This is a genomic window from Nocardioides insulae DSM 17944, assembly GCF_000422825.1.
Taxonomy (GTDB): domain Bacteria; phylum Actinomycetota; class Actinomycetes; order Propionibacteriales; family Nocardioidaceae; genus Nocardioides; species Nocardioides insulae.
Genome location: NZ_KE383928.1, coordinates 135,818 through 159,699 on the forward strand (window position 1 = coordinate 135,818; position 23,882 = coordinate 159,699).

A 23,882-nucleotide genomic window follows, 5' to 3' on the forward strand; every position below is an offset into this window, starting at 1 on the left:
CGCCGGCCGCTGCAACTCTGTGCAGTGCATGTTTATGACCAGGCTCTGCTCTGGAGGTCCCGGGCCGGACAGGCCACACTGTTGGTGGTGGTCCATCGGGGGACCCCTTCGGACACTCCCTGACCCAAGGACTGCATGATGAATCTCCGCCGAGCCCTCGCCCTCGTGATGACCACCGTTGCTCTCAGCATCGGCATCGCCGCCACTGCCACGCCCGCCAACGCCGACACCAGCTGGGGTGCTCGGGTGATCCTCGGCCACCACCGGTGATCGTGGGTCAGGTCCATCTCGGGGACGTGATCCCTTCCTGATCCGTCGAGGACCTCACCCCTCGAAGTTGTCCTCGCGGCCGTCGATCCCCAAGGTGCCGATCGTGTAACCGAGCTGGAACCGGGTCTCGGCGTCGAACTCATCCTTCAGATCCGCCACATATCCCGCGTACGTGCGGGGGCTGACCCCGAGACGCTTCGCTGCGGCGGCATCCGGATGGCCCTCGATCAGCATGCGCATCGTCATCGAGCGTTGCTCGGCGGCGATGTCCTGGTTGACCGATCGGTCGGGTGATCCGGAGAACGGACGGGCCCGTTCCCAGGATCGCTCGAAGACGTCGACCAGGTACGCCACCATCGAAGGCTCCCGCACCGCCAGGGCCGAGGTCAGCCCCTCGGCGCTGGGCACCACCGCGATCTGCCGGTCGATGACGATCATCCGGTTGAAGAACTCATCCAGGGTGCGCACCTCGGCCCCACGAGCGCTCACCTGGGCGACGTAGTCACGGGTGACGCTGCTGCGCCGGGCGCTGTGCTGGTACAGGGTCCGCAGACGTACCCCGCGCTCCAGCGCCGCGCTGTCGCTACGCACCGCCCGCGCGTAGCTGGTGCCGGTATCGCGCCCCGCCTGTGGCTGCGCGGTGAGGATCTCCTCCTGGCATTCGGGGACGATCGTCGCCAGGAAGGACTCGATCGCCGCCAGTCCGTGCAGGTACTGGAACGGTCCGCGGTTCGAGCTCTCCGGGGAGCGGCGCCACACCTGGCTGAGTTGGCCGAAGGCGCGGGCCCACTCGCTCGACTCCTCCAGCAGCCGGGTCGCCTCGTGGCTCATCGGGGTCACGACCTGGGCCGAGATGTCGCCGGGATCGGTGGGCCGCCACTGCTCCGACCCCTCGTCGAGATGGAGCAGGCCGAGTTCGACGAGCAGGTCGAAGGCCGGCCGTTGCTCGCCCTCGGGTGCGATGGCGGGGTCGTCGTTGTCCAGGCCGCCCCGCCGAGCGGCCTCTTCATAGAGTGCGATACACGCCGACTGGAACAGTGACCGCCGCTCGGGTCCGAATCCGCTCAACACCACTCCTGAGCTCTGCCTCGTAGGACGGGCATCCTTGCACAGGAGGCGGAGGTTGGCCCCTGGTCGTGGTGTCCGAATACCCTCGATTTCGGCTCCGGGTCCCCGGTGCGCTAACCTCTTCGAGTCCGTGCCGGTGAGGCTAGGACGAGCGCCTGTAGCTCAACGGATAGAGCATCTGACTACGGATCAGAAGGTTTGGGGTTCGAATCCCTACAGGCGCGCAGCTCGATCAACGCCGCAGGTCACTCCGCTGACCTGCGGTGTTGTCATTTCCGAGGGCGCCCGCGACGGACCGCGGGCGCCGCCATCCGCAGGGCGTGGGGCGGGGATCGTGACGCCCTCATCGTGGGGTCGCAGCCATTGACGGAGCGAGCGGGACTCAGCAAGATTCGCTAAGCAATCGCTTACCACCTGGGTGACCCGCGCCGTCGTCCCCACACAGACCGGGAGTTCCGCATGACCGAGCACGAGGCCTTCTTCGCGATCGAGGGGGACCGGTTCGTGCCCAGCAAGCATGCCCAGAGCTGGTGGACCGAGGGCGCGCTGCACGGTCGTCTCTTCGGCGGACTGATGGTCCGTGACCTCGAACGCGACCACGGCGAGGACGAACTCCAGCTGAGCCGGCTGACCGTGGATCTGTTCCGGGCCGCGCCCTTCGGTCCGATCACGGTGAGCACCACCCGGGTGCGGGACGGGCGGCGGATCAGGGTCGCCGACGCCGTACTCGAGGCGCCCGGGGTGGGTGCCGTCGCCCGGGCGAGCGCGGTCTTCCTCCGCAATTCGGCGGACGAGCTCGCCGACGTACCGCAGACGCCCGCTTGGGACGCCCCGCCGCTGGCCGAACTGGGACCGCCCCGCGCCAAGGGATTCCCGATGTGGATCCTCGACGAGGACAACAGGCCGCTGCGCGACTGGCAGGAGGCCGGCGAGCGACGGCGTCGGGCGTGGCTGCTCGAATCCCGGCCGCTGGTGGAGGGCGAGTGCCTCAGTCCGATCGTGCGGGCGGCTCTGGCGGCCGACACCACCAGCCCACTGGTGCACGCCGGGCAGCGCGGGCTGGAGTACATCAACGCCGACATCACCATGGTCCTGACCAGGAATCCGAGGTCCGAGGAGATCGGTATGGAGGGCGGCGGTCACCTGCACGAGTCGGGGGTGGCGGTCGGTCACGCGACCCTGCACGACCGACACGGTCCGATCGGCTTCTGCACCACCACCGCGCTGGCGAACCCGGTCCGCGGCTGAGGGGTCAGGCGACTCTCGCGGGCGCGGCGCGCGGGTCCAGTCGTCTGCTCGCGGGGATCAGAACCCTGGCGCGCCGGCCGATCACCTGGTTGAAAGTCCATCAACACACTCGAGGAAGTGAGGAAGTTGATGGCGAACATCCAACGTCGGGGATTCCTGGCGGCCGGTCTCGCAACAGCGACCGCGACGGCCACCGGGACCGGCCTCGCGCAGCCGGCCAACGCGGCCCAGGAGCGACCCTTCGAGGGTGGCAGGTCGAGGCGGCCGATCAGCAAGCCGAACATCCTGGTGATCCTGGGGGACGACCTCGGCTGGGCGGACCTGTCGTCGTACGGCGCACCGGAGATCCGCACGCCGAACCTGGACCGGCTGGCCCGTTCGGGCATCCGCTTCACCGACGGCTACTCCGGCTCCTCGGTGTGCAGCCCCACCCGGTTCTCCCTCTACACCGGCCGCTACCCGGGACGACTCGAGGGCGGGCTGCAGGAGCCGATCGGTGAGGCAACCGAGACCAACGGGATCCCGTTGGACCACCCCACCCTGGCCACCCTGCTCAAGGGCGCGGGGTACGAGACCGCGCTGTTCGGGAAGTGGCACTGCGGTTACCTGCCCTGGTTCAGCCCGACCAGGCTCGGCTGGGACACCTTCTTCGGCAACTTCGCCGGGGCCATCGACTACTTCTCCAAGCTCAACAACAACGGCGACCACGACCTGTACGAGGGGGAGGTCGAGGTCGACGAACTGGGGTACTACACCCACCTGGTCACCGATCGCGTCGTCGACTTCATCGGGCAGCACCGGAAGCAGCCCTGGCTGATCAACCTCAACTACACCACCCCGCACTGGCCGTGGGAGGGGCCCGAGGACCGCGCCGTCAGCGATGAGATCACCGCCAGGATCAAGGAGGGGAGCGGGGGCCGCTCGCCCCTGTTCCACACCGACGGCGGATCGTTGGAGGTCTACCGCACCATGGTCGAGGACCTGGACGACAACGTCGGTCGGGTGCTCCAAGCGCTGCGGCGCAGCGGGCAACTGGGCAACACCGTGATCCTGTTCGCCAGCGACAACGGCGGCGAGCGGTTCTCCAACGTGTGGCCCTTCACCGACCAGAAGGGCGGCCTGGGCGAGGGCGGGATCCGCGTACCCACCCTGCTCAGCTGGCCCGACGCCCTTCCGTCGGGCCGAGTGAGCGACGCGCCCGTGGTCACGCCCGACTGGACGGCGACGCTGCTCGAGATCGCCGGCGCTGCCCCCGACCCGGCCTACCCGCTGGACGGGGTGAGCCTGGCCGGCTACCTGCTGCGCGGAGAGCGGTATCCCGAGCACGACCTCTTCTTCCGGATGAACGGGCAGCGTGCCCTGCGTCGCGGCGACCTCAAGTACCTCCAGGTGGACGGCCAGGATCACCTCTTCGACCTCGGGGCCGACGTACGGGAGCAGGCCGAGCTCGCCCAGCGCCGACCGGACGACCTCGCGGAGCTCCGAGCGGCCTGGGAGGCGGTCGACGACACCCTGCTCGCGTACGCCTGAGACCCGGACCCACCTCCCCGACGCCCGGAACCAATCGTTGGGTCGGACCTCCGGATGGAGTCGGCCCCGCGGGTCGTGGGGTCGGGCTGCCCGGACCGTCGGGCCGGGCAGCCCGATCGCAGGGCGCCTACCGTGGATCGATGGGGCCGGGCCGGCAGGGGACGCAGCGCGGACGTCGTGCCGTACGACCCCTGCTCGCGCTCCTGGTCGTGGGGGCGATCCTGGTGGGAGGTGTGGCCGTGCTCTGGAACCTCCAGCGTCAGCTGATCTACTTCCCCGACGCGAGTCCCGTGCCGCCGGCCGGTGAGGCAATCGACGGCGCGCGGACGGTGGGGCTGGAGACCGCGGACGGGCTCGACCTCGAGGCCTGGTTCGTGCCCCCGCCCACGGACGGGCGAGCTCGGGGGATGGCGGTGCTCATCGCCCCGGGCAACGGCGGCAACCGGCTCGGGCGGGCGGGGATCGCCGAGGACCTCCGCGCGGTCGGGTTCGCCGTCCTGCTCCTGGACTATCGCGGGTACGGCGGCAACCCGGGCAGCCCCTCCGAGGAGGGTCTGGCGGCGGACGCCGATGCGGCGGTGACCGCGCTGACCGGCCTGGGCTATCCGCCGGAACGCACCCTCTACCTCGGCGAATCGCTCGGCACCGGCGTGGTGGCCGCCCTGCAGGCACGGACGCCGCCCGCGGGGGTCGTGCTGCGCTCGCCGTTCCCCGACCTGGCCTCGGTGGGCGCACACGTCTACCCGTGGCTGCCGGTGCGCCTGCTGCTCCGCGACCGGTTCCCGGTGACCGAGCACCTGCGTGGCTCGTCGGTGCCCGTCACGGTGATCCATGGCACCGCCGACGCAGTGGTGCCCTCGGGGCTCAGCGCGGAGGTGGCGCGGACGGTGCCCGTCCTCGTCGAGGAGGTCGTCCTCCCCGGGGTCGGGCACAACGACCCGCAGATGTACGGCGCCCCCGTCGTCGCCGCCGTCACCCGCCTGGCCGATCGGGTGGCGTGACCGAGACCGTCTCGGCCGGCGTCGGGCCACTCAGCGGTCGGCGGCGAGCTCGCCCAGCGCGCTGATCAGGATGTCGAGACCCTCGTCGCACTCGTCGGCGGTGAGGGTCATCGGCGGGGCGAGGCGGACGACGTTGCCGTACAGCCCGCCCTGGCCGACGAGGAGACCGAGTTCGCGGGTGCGTTCGAGGACCTGCCGGGCCGCGGAGGCGTCGGGGGAGCCGTCGCGGGAGACGAACTCCAGGCCGATCATCAGACCCTTGCCCCGCACATCGCCCAGCGCGGGGCAATGCTCGGCCGCGGCACGGAGCCGGGTACGGAGACGCTCACCGAGCCGGGCGGCGTTGGCCTGGAGGTCGTGGGAGAGCAGGAAGTCGATCGCGGCATGGGCGCCGGCGGTCGCCAGGGGATTGCCGCCGAAGGTGGAGATCGACTTGGCGCCGAGGCTGTTCATCATCGGGGCCGTGGCGACCACGCCGCCGATGGCCAGCCCGTTGCCGAGCCCCTTGGCGAAGGTCATCGCGTCGGGGACGACGTCGTGCGCTGCGATGCCCCAGAAGTGGCTGCCGGTGCGGCCCCACCCGGTCTGCACCTCGTCGGAGATCAGCAGGATCCCGTACTCGTCGAGCACCTCCTTGACCGCCGCGTAGAAGCCGTCGGGCGGCATCGTGAACCCGCCGACCCCCTGGACCGGCTCGACGATCAGGCAGGCCACGTCCCCGGCGGTGGTGGTCTCGATGACCTCGCGCAGGTCGGCGACGTAGGTGGCGATGTACTCCTTGTCGGGGAGGTCGCGGAACGGACTGCGGTAGCGGTAGCCGCCCTGCACCCAGCTCACCTGGAGGGGGGAGAGGGCGCTGGCCGACCAGCCGCGGTTGCCGGTGACACCGATCGTGGCGAAGGCCCGGCCGTGGTACGAGTTCCGCATCGCCAGCACCTGCGTGCTCCGCCGGGCCTGGCTGGCGAGCATCAGCGCGGTCTCGTTCGCCTCGCTGCCCGAGTTGGTGAAGAACACGCGGGCATCCGGGATCCCGGACAGTTCGGCGATCCTCTCGGCCAGCTCCACCTGGCGGCGGATCAGGTAGAGCGTCGAGGTGTGCCAGATGCCGGTGTCGATCTGGGCGCGTACGGCGTCGGAGATCTCGGCGATGTCGTACCCGAGCGCGTTGGTGAGGATGCCGGCGAAGAAGTCGAGGTACTCCCGGCCGTCCGCGTCGGTCACCCGGCGGCCGTGCCCCCGGACGATCTCGAGGGGCTCGTCGTAGTAGAGCGTGAGCCACTCGGGCAGCACCGCCCGGTGGCGGCTGAGCAGGTCGTCGGTGGTCATGGTCCGAGTGTGGACCTCCCGGTCCGGTGACGCATCCGTGTCGGTCCGGATAGGTCCGGCCCGTGCCCAGGCGACGGCACGACCCTCACGACGGGTCGGGGCCGCGACCCTCCGGGGTCTCGCGCTCGCGGCGGGCCTGGGCCCGCTGCCTGGTGTTCGCGCGGATCTGCTGGGTCACGGTGCCCGCAGCGGTCGTCAGCACCACGACGTTGAAGACCATCTGGACCAGGACGAGCCCGCGGGCGTACTGACCGACCGCGTGGATGTCGCCGTACCCGACCGTGAGGAGGGTGGACACGGTGAAGTAGAGCGCGTCCACCCGGGTCGCGATGCCGGGGATCTGGCCCGGGTAGGAGTGCTCCAACTGGTAGAAGCCGAGCGCGAACGCCAGTACTGATACGACCAGGACCAGGATCAGGCCGTCCAGTCGATGGGACTCGTCGTCGACGTGGACGAGCACCTGCCACACCACCACGCCGGTGAGGACGAGCAGGATGAGTACGGCGGTCACTGCCCGCTCCGCGAGGGACACGTCCTCGCCACCGGGCAGCGGGACCACGAAGTAGAGGCACACGACCAGACCGGTCAGGACGACGCCACGCAGGAGTCGCTTCCATCCGTCCACGTGAGCCTCCCTACCTCGCCGATCGGACACGGCCGTGCCCGAGGCCCCATCCTGCCCGAGAAGATGCCGGCCTCGGAGGCAAGGTGGGTCGTCGGCGGCCATCCCTCTCGGCATCCGGGTCGGCGCCCGATGCTGCGCCCGTCCCCGAGGGGAGGATGATGGCACCGTCGAGAGGAGAATCATGGGAGACACCACCCCCGCCACCCCGACCGCCCCCGAGATCGCCACCGTCGGCGTCGTCGGAGGCGGCCTGATGGGCTCGGGCATCACCGAGGTAGCGGCGCGCGCCGGCCTCGACGCGGTCGTCGTCGAGGTCACCCAGGACGCCGCCGAGGCTGCCGAGAAGCGGGTCCGGGACTCGCTCGCCAAGGCGGAGAGCCGGGGCAAGATCACCGGCCAGGAGGTCAACGAGGTGATGGAGCGGATCCGCTTCACCACCGACCTGGGCCTGCTCGCCGATCGTGACCTGGTCGTCGAGGCGGCCAGTGAGCGGGAGGACATCAAGCTCGCCCTGTTCGAACGGATCGGCGCCATCCTGGAGAAGGACGACGCGGTCCTGACGTCCAACACGAGTTCGATCCCGATCGTGAAGCTCGGTGCCATCTCGGGCCGTGCCGACCGGGTGATGGGCGTGCACTTCTTCAACCCCGCCCCGGTGATGCAGTTGGTGGAGCTCATCCCCAGCCTCACCACCAGCGAGGCGACGCTCGAGCGGATGCAGACCTTCGTGACCAAGGCGCTCGGCAAGCAGCCGATCGAGGCCACCGACCGGGCCGGGTTCGTGGTCAACAGCCTGCTGGTGCCGTACCTGCTCAGCGCCATCCGGATGTACGAGGCGGGTTATGCGTCGGCCAAGGACATCGACCGGGGCATGGTGCTGGGCTGCGGGCACCCGATGGGCCCGCTCGCCCTCTCCGACCTGATCGGCCTGGACACCATCCGGGCGATCGGGATCTCGATGTACGACGAGTTCAAGGAGCCGCTCTACAGTCCGCCGCCGCTGCTCGACCGGATGGTCGACGCCGGGCTGCTGGGCAAGAAGAGCGGGCACGGCTTCTACGCCTACTGATCCTTCCGCGTGTGTATCCGCGTTCGGCGCTCGACGGCCGAGGAGCGGGACGGAACCTCGACGGGCCCGGCCGGACGGCCGGACCCGTCGAGCTCTTATTACCGTTTGAGAAGCTTGTCAACACCTCATATGAGCGTTCCAAATGCATTCGGTAAAACCCGGCACGGTCGGCCATTCTTGATTTGATCGATCCATAACGTCACTCGTGAGATATGACTCAGGAGTGCGGTGTCCACGCATGTTGTAGGACTCTTCGATTCAGGTAACGTGCCAGCCACATCTGGCGCGCAACTGAAGGGCTGCAGAATGGTTGACGTGGACCGCGTCCTCGACGAGGCGGGACTGAAGAACGAGCACGTCCGTGAGTACGTGTCGTACTGGGCGGGGGTGACCCAGCCCGAGCGGATCGAGGTCGTCAGCGCGTCCGACGACGACCGCCTCCTGCAGGAGTCATTGGAGGCAGGGGAGCTTCTCCCGGTGAGCGGGGGTCGCTACTACAGTCGCTCCTACTTCAAGGACACCGCGCGCTCGGAGGAGCGCACCGTCGTCGCGACCTCCAATCCCGACGACAAGGGCGTCTACAACAACTGGAAGCCCGCCGAGGAGATCGTCGCGGCCCAGACCGAGCGGATGCGCGGTCAGTCCAAGGGCAAGACGATGTACGTCATCCCCTACCTGATGGCCCCCGCCGGCAGCCCGCTGGAGGCGTACGCCGCAGGCGTGGAGCTGACCGACTCGCGCCCCGTCGTCCAGCAGATGATCCGGATGGCCCGCGTCGGCATCGACCACATCAACGATCTGGCCGACCAGTCCTCCTTCGTCCGCGCCGTGCACGTCACCGGCGACCTGCCCAACCTGGGTCAGGGCACCCCGGAGGACCAGCGGCTCTTCGCCACCGTCGCCGACCAGCGCACGATCCTGCACTTCGGGTCGTCCTACGGCGGCAACGCCCTGCTCGGCAAGATCGCCCACGGTCTCCGGCAGGCCTGCTACGACGGCCGCGCCTCGGGCAAGTTCCTCTCCGAGCAGTTCCTTCTGCTGGGGATCACGGATAAGCAGTCCGGCCGTACCTGGAACATCGTGGGTGGTTTCCCGAGCGCCTCGGGCAAGACCAACCTGGCGATGACGCTCTCTCCCGACGCGCTCGGCGACCGCTACCACGTCGAGTTCTTCGGCGACGACATCGCCTGGCTGTGGGTCGGCGAGGACGGGCGGGTCCGCGCCTTCAACCCGGAGAACGGCGTCTTCGGTGTCGCCAAGGACACCAACGAGCTGACCAACCCGACCGCGATGGACGCCATCCTCCCGGGCACGGGCGCGATCTTCACCAACGTCGCCTACAACGAGCTCACCCAGGACGTCTGGTGGGAGGGCAAGACCAAGCTCCCGCCGGAGGACCTCGAGGGCTGGATCGACTGGAAGGGCGAGCGGATCGCCGACCGCTCGGCGGAGCAGAGGGACGACGCCTGGGCGCACCCCAACTCCCGCTTCACGACCCCCATCGCCAAGGTCCCCAACGCCTCCGAGGGCTACAACAACCCCGAGGGCGTGCCGGTCGACGCGATCATCTTCGGCGGTCGCACCCGCGACCGTGAGCCCCTCGTCCGGGCCATCGGTGACCTCGCCGAGGGCGTGTACGACGGTCTCACCCTGGGTGCCGAGGCCACCTTCGCCGCCGAGGGCGTCGAGGGCCAGCTGCGCTACGACCCGATGTCGATGCGGCCGTTCCTGGCCTACGGCGAGGGCGACTACGCCGCGCACTGGCTCAAGATCATCGGTGCTGCCACCGAGCAGCCGATCTTCGCGCACGTCAACTGGTTCCAGCGCGATGCCGAGGACGGCCACTTCCTGTGGCCCGGTTACCGCGAGAACGTGCGCGCCCTGATGTGGCTGATGCGCTACAAGGAGGGCGAGGTCACCGGTCAGGAGACCCCGGTCGGCGTGATCCCGACCCAGGAGGAGCTCGACCTCACCGGTCTCGACCTCCCCGACGCGGACCTGGAGCGGATCCTCTCCATCGACATCGCCCGCTGGAAGCAGGAGATGGGCTTCCGCAAGCAGCACCTCGAGCAGTTCGAGCGCCTCCCCGAGGCGATCTGGGAGGCCCACCGCCGCGTGGCCGCCGCCCTCGATGAGGCCGGCGACGCCTGATCCTCCCCGCTCAGCACGAGCGACCCTGCACGGCCCCGGACCGCCTCGGTCCGGGGCCGTGCGGTCTTTCCGTCCGATGAACGGGCCGGCCGACCTGCGGCCAACCTCCGGCTTCTAGGGTGGCACCGTCGCACGACGTACTCAGGAAGACGAGGGAACCATGCAGCAGGTGAAGGCCGTCATCGCACGCGCCAAGGGGAAGCCGGTCGAGATCGCCACCATCAACGTGCCCGACCCGGGCGCGGGTGAGGCCGTGGTGAAGGTGCAGGCGTGCGGCGTGTGCCATACCGACCTGCACTACCGCGAGGGTGGGATCAACGACGAGTTCCCGTTCCTGTTGGGGCATGAGGCCGCCGGGATCGTGGAAGCGGTGGGCGAGGGGGTCACCGAGGTGGCCCCGGGCGACTTCGTGATCCTCAACTGGCGCGCGGTGTGCGGCGAGTGCCGGGCGTGCAAGCGCGGTGAGGCGCAGTACTGCTTCAACACCCACAACGCCACCCAGAAGATGACCCTGGCCGACGGGCCGGATGCGGGCACGGAGCTCTCGGCCGCGCTGGGGATCGGTGCGTTCGCGGAGAAGACCCTGGTCGCTGCGGGGCAGTGCACCAAGGTCGACCCCGAGGCGCGGCCGGCGGCGGTGGGCCTGCTCGGCTGCGGTGTGATGGCCGGCCTGGGTGCCGCGATCAACACCGGGGCGGTCACCCGCGGCAAGTCGGTGGCCGTGATCGGGTGTGGCGGCGTCGGTGTGGCTGCGATCGCCGGCTCGGCGCTGGCGGGGGCGTCACCGATCATCGCCGTCGACATCGACGCGAAGAAGCTGGAGATCGCCAAGGCGAACGGTGCCACCCACGTGGTCGACTCCTCCCAGGTCGACCCTGTGGAGGCGATCAAGGAGATCTGCGCGCAGACCTACGACGGTGCCGAGGGCGCCGACGTGGTGATCGAGGCGGTCGGCCGTCCGGAGACCTGGAAGCAGGCCTTCTACGCCCGCGACCTCGCCGGCGTCCTGGTGCTGGTCGGCGTACCCACCCCCGACATGACGGTGCCGGAGCTTCCGCTGATCGACGTGTTCGGCCGCGGCGGGTCGCTGAAGTCCAGCTGGTACGGCGACTGCCTGCCCAGCCGCGACTTCCCGATGCTGGTGGACCTCTACCGCCAGGGCCGGCTCGACCTGGACGCGTTCGTGACTGAGGAGATCGCGCTCGACGAGGTCGAGGCGGCCTTCGAGCGGATGCACCACGGCGACGTCCTCCGCTCGGTGGTCGTGCTCTGATGCCCGGCACCCTGCGGGTGGACCATGCGGTCACCTCGGGCACCTTCTCCCTGGACGGGGAGACACACCAGGTCGACAACAACATCTGGGTGGTCGGCGATGACACGGAGTGTGTGGTGATCGATGCCCCGCACTCGGTCGAGGACATTCTCGCCGTGGTCGGCGGGCGGAAGGTGAGTGCGATCGTGCTCACCCATGCCCACGACGACCACTGTCGGGTCGCCCCCGACCTGCGGGAACGCACGGTCGCGCCGATCCTGCTCCACCCCGACGAGCGGCCGTTGTGGGCGTTGACCCACCTCACCGAGGGGCCCGCCGGCGAGGAGGGTCAGCTGTGGGACGCCGACCTCACCGACGGTCAGGAGATCCCGGTCGCGGGCACGACCCTGCGGGTGCTGCACACCCCGGGTCACGCACCTGGCGCGGTGTGCCTCTACGCCCCCGACCTGGGCTGCGTGTTCACCGGTGACACCCTGTTCCAGGGCGGGCCCGGCGCCACCGGGCGCTCGTTCTCGGACCGGTCCACTCTCGAGGGCTCCATCCGGGCCGGGCTGTTCGACCTGCCCCCCGACACCGTCGTACACACCGGGCACGGCGATGACACCACCATCGGTGCCGAGAAGGATCGTTCCGCCTCCTGGTGAGGCTCGGGCGCCGTACCTCTGCGCCGACTCGACCGAAGCGGTCGGGTCGGCGCAGATGTACAGGCGCACCGATGGTCAGGTACTGTTCGGCCCAGAGGGGAGTACCTCATCAAGTTCGCTCCGGTCAGTACGACGACCCGATGGCCGTCCCGGAGCGGCGCCCGTATCGCGGGTGAGGGAGACCTCAGACGCTTTTCTGTCTGAGGAGACCCTGTGGAAACCATCGGCACGCCCACCCTCTGGGCGATCACGCTGGCCGCCGTCGCGGCGTTGCTGGCGCTCGACTTCCTGCTCACCCGTAAACCGCACGAGGTATCGATGAAGGAGGCGATCGGTTGGTCGCTGTTCTACATCGCACTCCCGCTGCTCTTCGGTGTCTGGGTGGTCGCCCAACACGGCGGCGAGATCGGATCGCAGTACTACACCGGCTACGTGGTCGAGAAGTCGCTCAGTGTCGACAACCTGTTCGTCTTCATGCTGCTCCTGGCGGCCTTCGCCGTACCCCGCGCGCAGCAGCAGAAGGTGCTGCTCTTCGGCATCATCGGCGCCCTGGTCCTCCGAGGCGTCTTCATCGCCCTCGGCGCTGCCGCCCTGTCCCGGTGGGACGCCGTCTTCCTGGTCTTCGGCGCGATCCTGCTCATCACCGGACTGAAATTGCTCCGCGACGCCCTGAAGGGGCATGAGCAGGAGGTCGACCCGGAGAAGATGTGGGCGGTCCGGTGGGGCCGCAAGATCGGGCTGAAGCCGTTCGCCATCGTCGTCCTGGCCGTCTTCGCCACCGACATCGTCTTCGCCATCGACTCGGTGCCGGCGGTGTACGGAATCACCGGTGACCCGTACCTCGTCTTCGTCACCAACGCGTTCGCGCTGCTGGGCCTCCGGGCGCTCTACTTCGTGCTCGAGGGTGCCCTCTCCAAGCTGGTCCACCTCAGCTACGGCCTGGCCGCGATCCTGGTCTTCATCGGCGCGAAGCTCGGCCTGCACTGGGGGCACATGCACTGGGACTCTGTCCCGGAGATCTCCACCCAGCTCTCCCTGGGCGTGATCGTCGGGATCCTGGCGATCACGGTGACGACCAGCCTGATCGCCTCCAAGCGGGCCGAGCGTGCTGCGGAGGAATCCGCCCTCGAGGAGTCCCAGCGCTGAGCCTGGGGCTGACCCGGTGAACTCAACCGGTGATCTGAACCGGTGAGCTGACCCCGGCGCCGGCCGTGTGCCGGCGCCGGGGTCAGGTCCTTGGCGCCGAGCCCCCACGCCGCTGAGCTGACCACGCCGTTGAGCCGTGGCGTTGAGGCGTGGCGCTGGGTGTGGCGCGGGCGGAGGGATGGGTGATGATTGAACCCGCGCGTTCGGGGGAAGGACCCGACGAGTACCGCCCGCCGGTGTCCCAGCCGGAATGATCGAGGAGCCGCACCGGCCATGAGTGAGCAGCCGCCGTTCCCTGACCCGGATCAGGACCACACCCGGGCGGTCGGCCGCGCTCCCGGCGGGAGACCACCCCAGGGTCCACCACCCCAGGGTCCTCCGCCACAGAGCCCGCCGCCTCAGAGTCCTCCGCCTCAGGGCCTGCCGCAGAGTCCGCCCCACCAGGGGTGGCCGCAGAGCCCAGCGCCCCAGGCGACGCGGCCCGGGCACGGCGGTGGGTACGCCGTCCCGACGTACTCCGCGATCCCTGGACCGGCTGCGACCGGGTCGACCCGGGTCGCGGGCCCGCGACGGCGTACCGGCGCGATCCTCGCCATGGTCGGATCCTCCGCTCTGATCCTGGTGGCCGCGCTGGCACTCTCCGTGCTGATGTGGACGGGCCAGGACGAGGACCCGGTGGCGGGGCCGGTCGGTCGGAGCAGCAGCGCCGCCCCGACGCCCACCCCCACTCCCACGCCGACCCCCACCCCCACTCCGACCCCCACTCCGACTCCGACTCCGACCCCCACGACGCCGCCCCAGCCGGAGAAGATCCGGGCCAAGGACTTCGGGGGCGACTTCTCCACGCAGTACGGCAACACCAAGCTGCGCGCGAAGATCGACGACTGGTGGAACCACGACAGTTGCGTGCCGATCGAGAAGGACGGCAACCTCACCTCGCAGGGCTGCGACTACGCCGTCGAGTGGACCTACAAGGCCCGCGACGACCGTCTCCAGATGACGCGGGCGGTGCTGGTGTTCGACACGAAGAAGCAGGCGCGCAAGGCCGGCAACAACATGGCCGAGGAAGACTTCGCCATGCGCGAGTCGACCTACCTACCTGAGTGGAGCTTCGGGAAGTGGCGCGCGCAGGTGGTGGGTAACAAGGTGCTGCTCGCCTGGGTGACGGCGTACAGCTCCGTGCCGGACAGCGTCGCGGACGAATACCTGACCTACAGCACCTTCGACATGTACACCGATCTTCTGCTGGACGGCTGACCGACACCGGGCCAGGGGCTCACGCCCCGGGTGTCGGGGCGTGCGTCACCGTGGCCACCGGAGCCAGGTGTCGCCGCAGGAAGTCCACCTGGTGGTTGAGGACGGCGTCGTGCCAGGGCTGCCCCGGGTAGACGTCGAAGTGGTCGCACGGGTAGTGCCGAACCTCCGCGCGGGCGACCCGCTCCGCCGCCTCCGCAGCGGCGAGCGGGGGTGCACTCTGATCGAGGTCGCCGATCTGGACCAGCACGGGACAGCCGATCTGGTCCGCCTCCTCCACGGGGCGATAGCTCCCCACCTTGAGGATCGAGCGGGCGACGATCTCGTTGCGCCAGCCCGGCCCGCCCAGCGAGGTGTAGGACTCATAGACCCCCGGTGCGGTCATCGCGGCGCTGGACCCGGGGCGGCCGGCCAGGGGCATGGTGACCGGTGCCCGGCCGCGTCGAGCGGCGAGGACGTCGCGCAGCACGGTCGGCATCGTCCGCAGCAGCGGCCGGAGTCCGCCCTGTTCCCGGGCGAGCTTCGCCGCGGCGCGCCCGTCGGGGGCGGGGGTCATCGCGACGGCCGCCGCCAGTCGGTGGTCCCGTGCCGCCAGGGTGAAGGCATGGCCGCCGGACAGGGAGACCCCCCATACGACGATGCGGTCGGGGTCGACCCCGGGCAGAGAGCGGGCCAGGTCGATCGCCGCGTGGTAGTCGGCGACCTGGCCGGGGATGTCGACGAACTGGCGGGGCTCGCCGTCCGAGGCACCGAAGCCGCGGTAGTCGAAGACCACGGCGTCGCAGCCCGCCTCGGCGAAGGCGGCGGCGAACTCCTCCAGGCCCGAGTCGCGGGTGGCCCCCAGACCGTGGGCCATGACCACACAGGGTCGGCCGCCGGGGGCGGCGAGCGCATCGGTGGTGGCCTCCAGGTGCCAGGCACGGCAGATGACTCCGGCGGAGGTGAAGGTGAGATCGGTACGGGTCATGGTTGTCTCCTCGGGATGATGCTCGCCCACAGCGTGGTGAGCGCGGCGATGGTGTCGCGGACCTCCTCGGGGCCGGCGCCCGAGCGGCTGAGACGCTCGAAGGCGCGCTCGTTGGCGCCGACGAGGACGGCGATGAGGGCACGGGGGGTGGGGTCGTCCCCGTGGCCCCAGGTGGAGCCCAGAGCGTCGACCAGCGGGTCGAAGAACTGCTCGGTCCAGTGCTCCCACAGCCCTTGGAGTTCGGGGTCCGACCTCGGCGCGTCCGCCATCGCCAGGATCACCGACTCGTGTTCGCGCCACATCCGGAAGGTGCTCTCCAGCCCTGCCCGGACGGCGGCGACCGGGTCGGCGAGCCGGAGATGCGCGTCGAAGGACTCGGCGAGCATCTCCGCGGACACCTGCTCCAGGATCGCGGCCACGGCTGCGCCCTTGTGGGGGAAGTAGAAGTAGAAACCCGAGCGGGTCACTCCGGAGGCGCGGGAGATGTCGGCCACGCTGATCGCCGCGAGCGGGCGATCGCGAAGCAGGGTCTCGAGGGAGTCCAGGATCGCCTGGCGGCGTTCCTCCCCCTGCCGGGAGTAACCGTGCGGCCGGACCTTGGTGTCCATCGGCTCGGCCATCTAGGCCGTGGCCGGAGACGCAGCCTGCTCGGCCCGTCCGGCAAGCAGCACCGGTCCGTCACGCCGGGCGCGCTCGGCACCCTTGGGCAGTTCCTCGGTCAGCAACTGGTGCTCGTAGTGGTAGTAGTCGACCTGCTGCGTGTGCCGCGGCCGGTCGGCGAAGTGACCGGTGTAGAGGACCTCATCGGCGCGGGTGACCTCGTCCATCACCTCCGGCGACGGTGGCCGGTAGGTGCCGGCCAGGTAGGCGGCGACCAGCCGGGACTGCAACTCCACGAACGGGAACAGGGTGGGCGTGGGTTGGGCGAAACCCACGAAGAGCAGGTCGTCGAGCCCCGGTCGCATCATCCGCTTGTAGAGGGAGAGTCGGTTCTCCGGCGCGGAGAGGAAGCCGGGGTCGAAGAACGGGAAGGTGATGTTGTAGCCCGTTGCGTAGATGACGGCGTCCACGGTCTCGACGCTGCCGTCGACGAAGTGGACGTCGTACCCGTCGAAGTGGTCGATGTTGGGCTTCGCGGTGAGGTCGCCGGAGCCCAACCGCAGCAGGAGTTCGCTGGACACGGTCGGGTGGGCCTCGCCGAAGTGGTGGTCGGGGCGGGGAAGGCCGTACTTCTCCGGGGATCCGGAGAGCAGGATCGGGAGGTTGCGCGCCATCCGTCGCTGCCACTTCAGCGGGATCCGCGGATTGCCCTTGGTCAGCTGGTCGACGGGCTTGCCGAAGGCGTACTTGGGCACGATCCAGGCGCCCGACCGGGTCGAGAGGAAGGTGGTGTTGCGCTGGCTCTTCTGGGACAGCTCGCTGGCGATGTCGACCGCGCTGTTGCCGATGCCGACCACCACGATCCGCTTGCCCTGCAGGTCCAGCGGCGTGCGCGGATCGATGTAGCGATGGGAGTGGATCGACTCCCCGGCGAACTCGCCCGGGAATTCCGGCGTGCGCGGGTCCCAGTGATGCCCGTTGGCCACCACCAGGGCGTCGAAGCGGCGACGCTCGCCGCGCTGTGTGGTCAGCTCCCACCCGCCGTCCGGAAGGCGCTCGGCGTGCTCCACCCCGTTGCCGAACTCGATGTTGGCGCGCAGCCCGAAGGTGTCGGCGTAGTCGTCGAGGTAGGACTTGATCTGGGTGTGGTGCGGGAAGTCGGGGTAGCTCTCCGGCATCGGGAAGTCGCGGAAGGAGAGCCGGGCCTTGGAGGTGTCGATGTGCAGGGAGCGGTAGGCGCTGGAATGTCCGTTGGGATTGCCGAAGGCCCAATTGCCCCCGACCCGGTCCGAGCTCTCGAAGCAGGTGAACGGGATGCCGTAGTCGGTCAGCATCTTGGAGCTGGTGAGGCCGCTGATGCCGGCACCGATGATGGCTGTGCGAGGACGCTGGATGGTCATGCGGTGGGATCTCCTTCGCGGGGGAGTCGTCGCCGAGCGTGGCGCACGTCACACTACGACCGCAGTTGACACCCGTCAATCGGAGAGGGCGACGCGGTCCCGTCGGGGGTCCATGAGGGTTCCGAGGTCGGGATCGCCGATGAGGAGCGTGATGGCGACGAGGCGCCGGAGGAACGCTCGCAGGCCCAGGTCTGACTTCGTCCGCACAAGACCGAGCGGCCCGCGCCCAGGTGGGCGCGGGCCGCTCGTCTGCGTACGGGCTCAGCGCTCCGTGGCCGCCGCCGACTGGTGATCGAGGTCGTGCTCGATGTTGCCCTCGGCCTCGGCGCTGGCCTTGGCCGGGATCGCCAACGCGACCAGCGCGGCGACCACCGCCGCGCCGCCGCCGATGGCGAGGCCGATCTGGAAGCCCGATTCGGTGGGGAGGGTGTAGCCGCCGAGGTCCTGGGTCATCTGGGAGAGGACGACGCCGACGATCGCGGCCGAGACGGTGGTGCCGATCGAGCGCATCAGGGTGTTGAAGCTGTTCGCAGACCCGGTCTCCGAACGGGGCACGCTGCCCATGATCAGCGCGGGCATGGCGCCGTACGCGAGCCCGACACCGGCAGTGATGATGCACACCGCGATCATCAGACCCCAGGTGGACCCCATCAGGAACAGGGTGGCCAGGTAGCCGAGGGCCATGACGCCGGCGCCGATGGCGAGCGTGATCCTGGGGCCGCGGGCGTGCGAGATCTTCGCGCCGACCGGGGAGGCCAGCATCATCATCAGGCCGCCGGGCAGCATCCACAGGCCCATCTCGAGCATGCTCTGGCCCAGGCCGAAGCCGGTGACCTCGGGGAGCTGGAGCAGCTGCGGGATGATCAGCGACTGGGCGTACATCGACATGCCGACCACGATCGCGGCGACGTTGGTCAGCAGGACGACCGGGCGAGCAGTGACTCGCAGATCGACGAGCGGGTCGGAGATGCGCAGTTCATAGGCGCCCCAGGCCACCAGCACGACGACCGCCACGATCAGGCAGCCGAGGGTGGTGCCGCTGGTCCAGCCCCAGTCTGCGCCCTTGGAGACCCCGAGCAGCAGGCAGATCAGGCCGATGCCGAGTCCGATCGCGCCGACCAGGTCGAACCTGCCGGCCTTGGCGACCGGGGTGGCGGGGATCAGGAGGAGGATCAGGGCGAAGATGGCCACCGAGAGCGCCGTGGCGACCCAGAACAGGACCGTCCAGTCGGCGCTCTGCGCGATCGCGGCGGAGAGCGGGAGGCCGAGGGCGCCGCCGACGCCCATCGAGGCGCTCATCAGGGCGATCGAGGAGCCGAGCTTCTCGGCAGGGATGAGGTCGCGCATCGCGCTGATGCCCAAGGGGATGATTCCCATGCCGACACCCTGCATCGCGCGACCGACGATCATCGGGACGACCGAGTCGGACAGAGCGCACACCGCGGAGCCGGCGGTCAGGATCAGCGCGCAGATCAGCATGATCTTCCGCTTGCCGTACAGGTCGCCCAGCCGTCCGCTCACCGGGGTCGCCACGGCGGCGGCCAGGAGGGTCGCGGTCACGACCCAGGAGGCGTTCGAGGCGGTGGTGTGGAGGAGTTGAGGGAGTTCGGCGACGAGCGGCACCACCATGGTCTGGGTGATGGCCGCGGTGATGCCGGCGAAGGCCAGCACGAACACGATCTGGCCGGGGCGCACGTTCGGAGCCCGCGAGGTATCCGGCGCCGGAGAGGCGAGTTGGGTCATGGAAGTGCATCGTACATATCGCTTGCAGAATGCACTAACTATGGTTGCTACACTCCGCGGCATGAACAGCCGGACGACAACGGCAAGCGAGTCCGCCCTGAGCGGTATCGAGTTCGAGGGACTCGTGTTGGGCCGCCACCTCACGCCCCTCGGTCAGGGCGAAGGCGGGCTTCGGCTGGACCGCAGTGCGTACACCCTGCTCACCCGGCTGGTGATCGCGGGCCCGATGACGATCGGGCAGCTCAGCGATGCGTTCGGCCTGGACGCCTCCACGCTCAACCGGCAGACGGCGAGGCTGGTCAAGGACGGCCTGGCGCGCCGGATCGCCGACCCCGAGGGCGGGATGGCCCGCAAGTTCGAGGTGACCGAGCAAGGGCACGCGCACCTCGACGGAGACCGACAGCTCAAGCTGGCGGGCCTGGCCGAGGTGCTCTCGGACTGGTCGTCGGCGGACGTGGAGTTGCTCGCCGAGATGCTGCACCGGTTCAACGCCGCCATCGAGCGTCGCGACGGACGGCCCTGGCCCCGGGGGGCCAGGAGCACGCCGATCACGTAATGAGGCCGGCGGGGACGGCATCTCGGCGTCCTCCGGCTGCGGTAGACCGCAACCGGCCTCTCGGCACCGGCGCACGGCGGACTCGATGGCGATGCAGGTCGGCCGGGTGGGGCGGGGCGTCGTACCCCGCGAGGCTGAGTGCGCAGGGGGTGGCGCTGTTCCAGAGCTTCTACCCGCTCGACTCGGCGCCGGATCCGGTGATCGTGGAGCCGCGTACGGTGTGAAGGTTTGCCCCCATCTGGGAACCTCGAAGGCATGAACGATCGCGGGGGCGCCCCATGAAGCGGTTGCTGCTCGAGATCCTCGGCTGGGTGCTGGTCGTGGCCGGCATCGGGGCGCTGGTGCTACCGGGGCCCGGTCTGCTGATGGTCTTCGGCGGGCTGGCGCTGCTCTCGCAGCAGTACGAGTGGGCCGAACGCCGCCTCGAGCCGATCCGCCTGCGGGCGCTGCGGACCACCGCGCAGAGCGTCGCCAACTGGTGGACCATCGCCTTCTCCGTCTCCGGTGCGCTCATCATCATCGGCTTCGGGCTGCTGTGGACCTTCAGTCCGCCGGCACCGCACTGGTGGCCGCTGGCCGCGTCGTACTGGCTGCTGGGGGGGCCGTGGACCGGGGTCACCCTGCTCATCTCCGGTGCGATCGCCCTCGCGCTGATCGTCTACGCCATCCGCCGCTTCCGCGGGCACCCCGAGGAACTGGCCGAGCTGGAGGAGGAGATCGACGAGGCCGATGAGGAGTACCACGAGTTCCACGACGAGCGCGAGCGTCAGGGCGCCGAGTGGCGGGAGCGCCGGCGCGCTTCCCGCGACCGGCGCCCGGACGAGGAACCTCGATGACACAGGTCGTACGACGCAGCCTGCTGCGTGCGGGGCTGGCGGCTCCTCTCGCGGCTCTGGCCGCCTGCGCGGGGGAGGGCGAGCCCGCCCCCGCACCGACGAGCTCGCCGACCGGCGGGTCCCCGTCTCCCAGTGCGGCGAGTCCGTCCGCGTCCGCCACTCCGTCCGGTTCGCCCAGCCCGCGGCCGCAGGTGGCGGGCACGCTGCTCACCGATGCGCAGGTGCCGTGGGGGATCGCGTTCCTGCCCGGCGGGGACGCCCTGGTGTCGATGCGCGACACGGGCGAGATCGTGCTCGTGCGCGCCGGCGGCGGCCGGAGCGAGACCGTGCGCCAGGTGCCGGGGATCGAGTTCAACGGCACCTTCGGCGGTGAGGGCGGACTGCTCGGGATCGCCCTGCATCCTGATGGCGGCTGGCTCTACGCCTACCTCACGACGTCCGAGGACAACCGGGTCATCCGGATGCCGTGGCCGGCCCGCGACCCCGATTCGGGCCACGAGGTGGTACTCGAGGGCATCGCCAAGAACACCTACCACAACGGTGGCGCGCTGGCCTTCGGCCCGGACGGGATGCTCTACGTCTCGACCGGGGACGCCGGGGACAGCTCGCTGGCAACCGACCGGGATTCGCTCAACGGCAAGATCCTGCGGATCAGCCCGGCCGGCGGCGTACCCGCCGACAACCCGTTCGGCAACGAGGTGTGGAGCCTCGGGCACCGCAACGTCGAGGGCCTGGCCTTCGCACCCGATGGTGAACTGTGGGCCAGCGAGTTCGGTGACAAGGCTTTCGACGAGGTCAACCGGATCGTGCGCGGAGGCGACTACGGCTGGCCGGCGTCCGAGGGATCCGACGGCCAGGGTGGTGGCCGCGACCCGCTCGCCCAGTGGCCCACCGACGAGTGCTCACCCGCCGGTATCGCGATCGCTGCCGGGCACGCCTGGCTCGGCGCCCTCCAGGGGGAGTGCCTGATGTCGGTCGACCTCTCGACCGGGGAATCGCGCCGACACCTGACCGACCACGGTCGGATCCGCCTGGTCGCCACCGCCCCCGACGGAAGTCTCTGGGTCGGCACCTCCAACCGCGACGGCCGCGGCGACCCTCGCGACGGCGACGACCGGATCCTGCGCGTCACGCTCTGAGTGAGCGCGCCCCGGGCCGCCACCCTCACCGCGTCCGGATCGCAAGGGCCCGGACACGTCGTACTCGGGGCTGCACCCTGACCCTCCGGGCACGCCGTCGGGGGCTGTCTCAGGGAGAGTCCAGGGTCGCTCCCGATGCCGCCGCGGACCGCCGCCGGGAAGGCTGGTCAGCATGATGAAGACCACCCGGGAAGGCGCGGCCCGATGATTCGCGCCCAGGCACTCACCAAGCGCTTCGGCGCCGATCAGATCGCCGTCGACGGGATCGACTTCACCGTCGAACCCGGACGCGTGACCGGCTTCCTCGGACCCAACGGCGCCGGCAAGTCCACCACGATGCGGATGATCCTCGGTCTGGACGCACCCACGTCCGGACGGGTCACCGTCAACGGCCATCCGTACGGCGCCGGACCGGCGCCGCTGCGGGAGATCGGCGCGCTGCTCGAAGCCCACGCCATCCACCCCGGCCGCTCGGCTCGCAACCACCTACGCTGGCTGGCGGCCAGCAACGGCATCCCGGTCGGCAGGGTCGACGAGGTGCTCGACATGGTGGGGCTCGACAGCGTCGCCACCCGTCGGGCGGGCAAGTTCTCCCTCGGGATGGGCCAGCGGCTCGGGATCGCGGCCGCGATGCTGGGCGACCCGCCGGTGGTGATCCTCGACGAGCCGGTCAACGGGCTCGACCCCGAGGGCATCCGCTGGGTGCGGGAGTTCGCCAAGCAGTTGGCCGCAGAGGGCCGGACCGTGTTCATCTCCAGCCACCTGATGTCGGAGATGGCGCTGATGGCCGACCACCTGATCGTGATCGGCCGGGGTCGGATCCTGGCCGACTCCTCGATGGGCGAGTTCATGCGGGAGCACGCCTCGTCGTACGTGCGGGTCAAGACGCCCACCGTCGCTGAGGCGAAGGGGCTGCTGACCGGTCAGGGGGTCGAGGTGAACGCCGTGGACGACGAGCTTCGCGTCGTCGGGCTGGACGCCAGCCGGGTCGGCGACCTGCTCTGCGGCCGCGGCCTGGTGCTGCACGAGCTCACCCTGGTCAGCGCCTCCCTGGAGGAGGCGTTCATGGCCCTGACCGCCGACGCCGTCGAATACCACGCCCACGCTGGGCGTCCCCGCGACGCCGTCCTGGAAGGAGCGGTCCGATGAGCACCGCTATCGCAGCCACCGCGACTCTCCCCGCGGTGGACCGCAGCCCTGGGTTCGGGGCGGTCCTGCGGGCCGAGTGGATCAAACTGATCAGCGTCCGCTCGACGTGGTGGACCCTGCTGCTCACCTTCGTCCTCGGCGCGGGACTGACCATCCTGATGTGCTGGGGCAACGCGGAGTGGCTCGCCTCGCCCGAGGCCGACGAGTCGCCCGGCTCCTTCATCACCTGGGGCATGATGATCGCCCAGATCTGCGCGGTGATCCTCGGTGCGCTGGTGGTCACCACCGAGTACGGCACCGGCATGGTCCGGACCAGCTTCGCCGCCGTACCCGCCCGGGGGAAGGTGCTGCTCGCCAAGGCCGTGCTCGTCGGGGGAGTCATGCTCGTGCTCGGTACGGCGACCGCCCTGGTCGGCTACTACGGCGGCAACTACTTCCTCGATCGCGAGGGCATCGGCCTGGCGCTCGAAGGTGATGTCCTGCGGGCCATGTACGGCAGTGGGCTCTTCCTGGCCGGGATCGCGCTGTTCACCCTGGGGCTGGGATTCGTGCTGCGCCACACCGCGGGCACCATCTCCATCTCGTTGGCGCTGATGCTGATCCTCGGCAATCTGGTGATGATCATCCCCGGTGAGGTGGGCGAATGGCTCACCAAGCTGATGCCGGGCAATGCCGGCTCGGCGATCGCGGCGCCGGTGCCCTTCAACCCGATGTTGCTCGACCCCTGGCCCGGTCTCGCGGTCTTCGCCGCCGAGACGCTGGTCGTGCTGCTGCTCGCCTGGGTGCTCGTCCGGCGGCGGGACGCGTGAGCTGAGGAGGTCGATCCGGCCTCTGGCCGCCCGGCCCGTCGCAGCAGCGACGGGCCGGGCCGGTTGTCGGTGCCGCAC

Annotated in this window: 22 protein-coding genes and 1 tRNA gene; 16 read left to right on the forward strand and 7 right to left on the reverse strand. The window is 69.9% G+C overall.

What is annotated here, in order from left to right; translation table 11 throughout:
• Window positions 1-138 precede the first annotated feature (138 nt).
• Window positions 139-270 (forward strand): hypothetical protein, encoded by a 132-nt coding sequence (locus tag G515_RS23920; protein ID WP_281168302.1) that lies wholly within the window; start codon window positions 139-141, stop codon window positions 268-270.
• Window positions 271-324: 54 nt separating this feature from the next.
• Here the strand turns inward: G515_RS23920 and G515_RS0110855 are convergent, their stop codons facing one another.
• On the reverse strand, window positions 325-1,338 hold the full coding sequence (locus G515_RS0110855; protein ID WP_036555616.1) for a phospholipase D-like domain-containing protein: 1,014 nt from the start codon (window positions 1,336-1,338) through the stop codon (window positions 325-327).
• A 151-nt stretch (window positions 1,339-1,489) separates the two neighbouring features.
• Between G515_RS0110855 and G515_RS0110860 the strand changes: the two genes are divergently transcribed.
• The 4 genes from G515_RS0110860 (at window position 1,490) to G515_RS0110875 (ending at window position 5,117) form a co-directional block, all read left to right on the forward strand.
• A tRNA-Arg gene (locus tag G515_RS0110860) sits at window positions 1,490-1,562 on the forward strand.
• Window positions 1,563-1,797: 235 nt separating this feature from the next.
• Complete coding sequence (locus tag G515_RS0110865; protein ID WP_028660158.1) at window positions 1,798-2,586, forward strand: acyl-CoA thioesterase domain-containing protein; 789 nt, start codon at window positions 1,798-1,800, stop codon at window positions 2,584-2,586.
• Between the two features lie 117 nt (window positions 2,587-2,703).
• On the forward strand, window positions 2,704-4,116 hold the full coding sequence (locus G515_RS0110870) for a sulfatase-like hydrolase/transferase (protein WP_245565350.1): 1,413 nt from the start codon (window positions 2,704-2,706) through the stop codon (window positions 4,114-4,116).
• 140 nt (window positions 4,117-4,256) lie between these two features.
• A complete protein-coding gene (locus tag G515_RS0110875; RefSeq protein WP_051218240.1) occupies window positions 4,257-5,117 on the forward strand; it encodes an alpha/beta hydrolase in 861 nt (286 codons plus the stop codon).
• Window positions 5,118-5,147: 30 nt separating this feature from the next.
• On the opposite strand, the gene G515_RS0110880 is transcribed toward G515_RS0110875, so the two are convergent.
• Together G515_RS0110880 and G515_RS20850 are read right to left on the reverse strand one after the other, a co-directional pair.
• Entirely contained in the window at window positions 5,148-6,443 is a 1,296-nt protein-coding gene (locus tag G515_RS0110880) for an aspartate aminotransferase family protein (RefSeq protein WP_028660161.1), read from the reverse strand.
• Between the two features lie 85 nt (window positions 6,444-6,528).
• Window positions 6,529-7,068 (reverse strand): potassium channel family protein, encoded by a 540-nt coding sequence (locus tag G515_RS20850; RefSeq protein ID WP_051218242.1) that lies wholly within the window; start codon window positions 7,066-7,068, stop codon window positions 6,529-6,531.
• Window positions 7,069-7,249: 181 nt separating this feature from the next.
• On the opposite strand from G515_RS20850, the gene G515_RS0110890 reads away from it, so the two are divergent.
• The 6 genes from G515_RS0110890 (at window position 7,250) to G515_RS23330 (ending at window position 14,608) form a co-directional block, all read left to right on the forward strand.
• Window positions 7,250-8,137, forward strand: a complete 888-nt coding sequence (locus G515_RS0110890) for a 3-hydroxybutyryl-CoA dehydrogenase (RefSeq protein ID WP_036555395.1) — start codon at window positions 7,250-7,252, stop codon at window positions 8,135-8,137.
• Between the two features lie 306 nt (window positions 8,138-8,443).
• Window positions 8,444-10,288, forward strand: coding sequence for a phosphoenolpyruvate carboxykinase (GTP) (locus tag G515_RS0110895; RefSeq protein ID WP_028660163.1), 1,845 nt, complete (start codon window positions 8,444-8,446; stop codon window positions 10,286-10,288).
• A gap of 160 nt (window positions 10,289-10,448) precedes the next feature.
• Window positions 10,449-11,561 carry an S-(hydroxymethyl)mycothiol dehydrogenase gene (locus G515_RS0110900; RefSeq protein WP_028660164.1) on the forward strand — a complete coding sequence of 371 codons (1,113 nt, stop codon included), beginning with the start codon at window positions 10,449-10,451 and terminating at the stop codon, window positions 11,559-11,561.
• The gene (locus G515_RS0110905; protein WP_036555399.1) at window positions 11,561-12,205 is read left to right on the forward strand and encodes an MBL fold metallo-hydrolase; all 645 of its coding nucleotides are present in this window, start codon (window positions 11,561-11,563) and stop codon (window positions 12,203-12,205) included. Before G515_RS0110900 ends, G515_RS0110905 begins: the two co-directional genes overlap by 1 nt.
• 213 nt (window positions 12,206-12,418) lie before the next feature.
• The gene (locus tag G515_RS20855) at window positions 12,419-13,351 is read left to right on the forward strand and encodes a TerC/Alx family metal homeostasis membrane protein (RefSeq protein WP_036555402.1); all 933 of its coding nucleotides are present in this window, start codon (window positions 12,419-12,421) and stop codon (window positions 13,349-13,351) included.
• 594 nt (window positions 13,352-13,945) lie between these two features.
• Window positions 13,946-14,608: a hypothetical protein gene (locus tag G515_RS23330; protein ID WP_028660166.1), complete on the forward strand. Its 663-nt coding sequence runs from the start codon at window positions 13,946-13,948 to the stop codon at window positions 14,606-14,608.
• 19 nt (window positions 14,609-14,627) lie between these two features.
• On the opposite strand, the gene G515_RS0110920 is transcribed toward G515_RS23330, so the two are convergent.
• The 4 genes from G515_RS0110920 to G515_RS20860 all read right to left on the reverse strand — a co-directional run bounded on the left by G515_RS0110920 (window position 14,628) and on the right by G515_RS20860 (window position 19,315).
• Entirely contained in the window at window positions 14,628-15,572 is a 945-nt protein-coding gene (locus G515_RS0110920; RefSeq protein ID WP_028660167.1) for an alpha/beta hydrolase, read from the reverse strand.
• Window positions 15,569-16,180: a TetR/AcrR family transcriptional regulator gene (locus G515_RS0110925; protein ID WP_169570551.1), complete on the reverse strand. Its 612-nt coding sequence runs from the start codon at window positions 16,178-16,180 to the stop codon at window positions 15,569-15,571. The genes G515_RS0110920 and G515_RS0110925 overlap by 4 nt, the downstream gene beginning before the upstream one ends.
• A gap of 12 nt (window positions 16,181-16,192) precedes the next feature.
• Window positions 16,193-17,572 carry a flavin-containing monooxygenase gene (locus tag G515_RS0110930; RefSeq protein WP_036555405.1) on the reverse strand — a complete coding sequence of 460 codons (1,380 nt, stop codon included), beginning with the start codon at window positions 17,570-17,572 and terminating at the stop codon, window positions 16,193-16,195.
• Window positions 17,573-17,833: 261 nt separating this feature from the next.
• Window positions 17,834-19,315, reverse strand: coding sequence for an MFS transporter (locus tag G515_RS20860; protein WP_051218244.1), 1,482 nt, complete (start codon window positions 19,313-19,315; stop codon window positions 17,834-17,836).
• A gap of 61 nt (window positions 19,316-19,376) precedes the next feature.
• Here G515_RS20860 and G515_RS0110945 point away from each other — a divergent pair, with 61 nt between their 5' ends.
• The 5 genes from G515_RS0110945 to G515_RS0110965 all read left to right on the forward strand — a co-directional run bounded on the left by G515_RS0110945 (window position 19,377) and on the right by G515_RS0110965 (window position 23,804).
• Window positions 19,377-19,871: a MarR family winged helix-turn-helix transcriptional regulator gene (locus G515_RS0110945; RefSeq protein WP_051218246.1), complete on the forward strand. Its 495-nt coding sequence runs from the start codon at window positions 19,377-19,379 to the stop codon at window positions 19,869-19,871.
• Between the two features lie 278 nt (window positions 19,872-20,149).
• On the forward strand, window positions 20,150-20,707 hold the full coding sequence (locus G515_RS20865; RefSeq protein WP_051218248.1) for a PGPGW domain-containing protein: 558 nt from the start codon (window positions 20,150-20,152) through the stop codon (window positions 20,705-20,707).
• Window positions 20,704-21,846, forward strand: a complete 1,143-nt coding sequence (locus G515_RS0110955) for a PQQ-dependent sugar dehydrogenase (protein ID WP_028660171.1) — start codon at window positions 20,704-20,706, stop codon at window positions 21,844-21,846. Before G515_RS20865 ends, G515_RS0110955 begins: the two co-directional genes overlap by 4 nt.
• Before the next feature lie 204 nt (window positions 21,847-22,050).
• The gene (locus G515_RS0110960; protein ID WP_028660172.1) at window positions 22,051-22,995 is read left to right on the forward strand and encodes an ABC transporter ATP-binding protein; all 945 of its coding nucleotides are present in this window, start codon (window positions 22,051-22,053) and stop codon (window positions 22,993-22,995) included.
• Window positions 22,992-23,804 (forward strand): ABC-2 transporter permease, encoded by an 813-nt coding sequence (locus G515_RS0110965; protein WP_028660173.1) that lies wholly within the window; start codon window positions 22,992-22,994, stop codon window positions 23,802-23,804. The genes G515_RS0110960 and G515_RS0110965 overlap by 4 nt, the downstream gene beginning before the upstream one ends.
• The last annotated feature ends 78 nt before the right edge of the window (window positions 23,805-23,882 follow it).

Coding starts and splice junctions, on each gene's coding strand:
- G515_RS23920 (WP_281168302.1), top strand. CDS start 139: ATGAATCTCCGCCGAGCCCTCGCCCTCGTGATGACCACCGTTGCTCTC.
- G515_RS0110865 (WP_028660158.1), top strand. CDS start 1,798: ATGACCGAGCACGAGGCCTTCTTCGCGATCGAGGGGGACCGGTTCGTG.
- G515_RS0110875 (WP_051218240.1), top strand. CDS start 4,257: ATGGGGCCGGGCCGGCAGGGGACGCAGCGCGGACGTCGTGCCGTACGA.
- G515_RS0110880 (WP_028660161.1), bottom strand. CDS start 6,443: ATGACCACCGACGACCTGCTCAGCCGCCACCGGGCGGTGCTGCCCGAG.
- G515_RS0110890 (WP_036555395.1), top strand. CDS start 7,250: ATGGGAGACACCACCCCCGCCACCCCGACCGCCCCCGAGATCGCCACC.
- G515_RS0110895 (WP_028660163.1), top strand. CDS start 8,444: ATGGTTGACGTGGACCGCGTCCTCGACGAGGCGGGACTGAAGAACGAG.
- G515_RS0110900 (WP_028660164.1), top strand. CDS start 10,449: ATGCAGCAGGTGAAGGCCGTCATCGCACGCGCCAAGGGGAAGCCGGTC.
- G515_RS0110905 (WP_036555399.1), top strand. CDS start 11,561: ATGCCCGGCACCCTGCGGGTGGACCATGCGGTCACCTCGGGCACCTTC.
- G515_RS23330 (WP_028660166.1), top strand. CDS start 13,946: ATGGTCGGATCCTCCGCTCTGATCCTGGTGGCCGCGCTGGCACTCTCC.
- G515_RS0110920 (WP_028660167.1), bottom strand. CDS start 15,572: ATGACCCGTACCGATCTCACCTTCACCTCCGCCGGAGTCATCTGCCGT.
- G515_RS0110925 (WP_169570551.1), bottom strand. CDS start 16,180: ATGGACACCAAGGTCCGGCCGCACGGTTACTCCCGGCAGGGGGAGGAA.
- G515_RS0110930 (WP_036555405.1), bottom strand. CDS start 17,572: ATGACCATCCAGCGTCCTCGCACAGCCATCATCGGTGCCGGCATCAGC.
- G515_RS20860 (WP_051218244.1), bottom strand. CDS start 19,315: ATGACCCAACTCGCCTCTCCGGCGCCGGATACCTCGCGGGCTCCGAAC.
- G515_RS0110945 (WP_051218246.1), top strand. CDS start 19,377: ATGAACAGCCGGACGACAACGGCAAGCGAGTCCGCCCTGAGCGGTATC.
- G515_RS20865 (WP_051218248.1), top strand. CDS start 20,150: ATGAAGCGGTTGCTGCTCGAGATCCTCGGCTGGGTGCTGGTCGTGGCC.
- G515_RS0110955 (WP_028660171.1), top strand. CDS start 20,704: ATGACACAGGTCGTACGACGCAGCCTGCTGCGTGCGGGGCTGGCGGCT.
- G515_RS0110960 (WP_028660172.1), top strand. CDS start 22,051: ATGATTCGCGCCCAGGCACTCACCAAGCGCTTCGGCGCCGATCAGATC.
- G515_RS0110965 (WP_028660173.1), top strand. CDS start 22,992: ATGAGCACCGCTATCGCAGCCACCGCGACTCTCCCCGCGGTGGACCGC.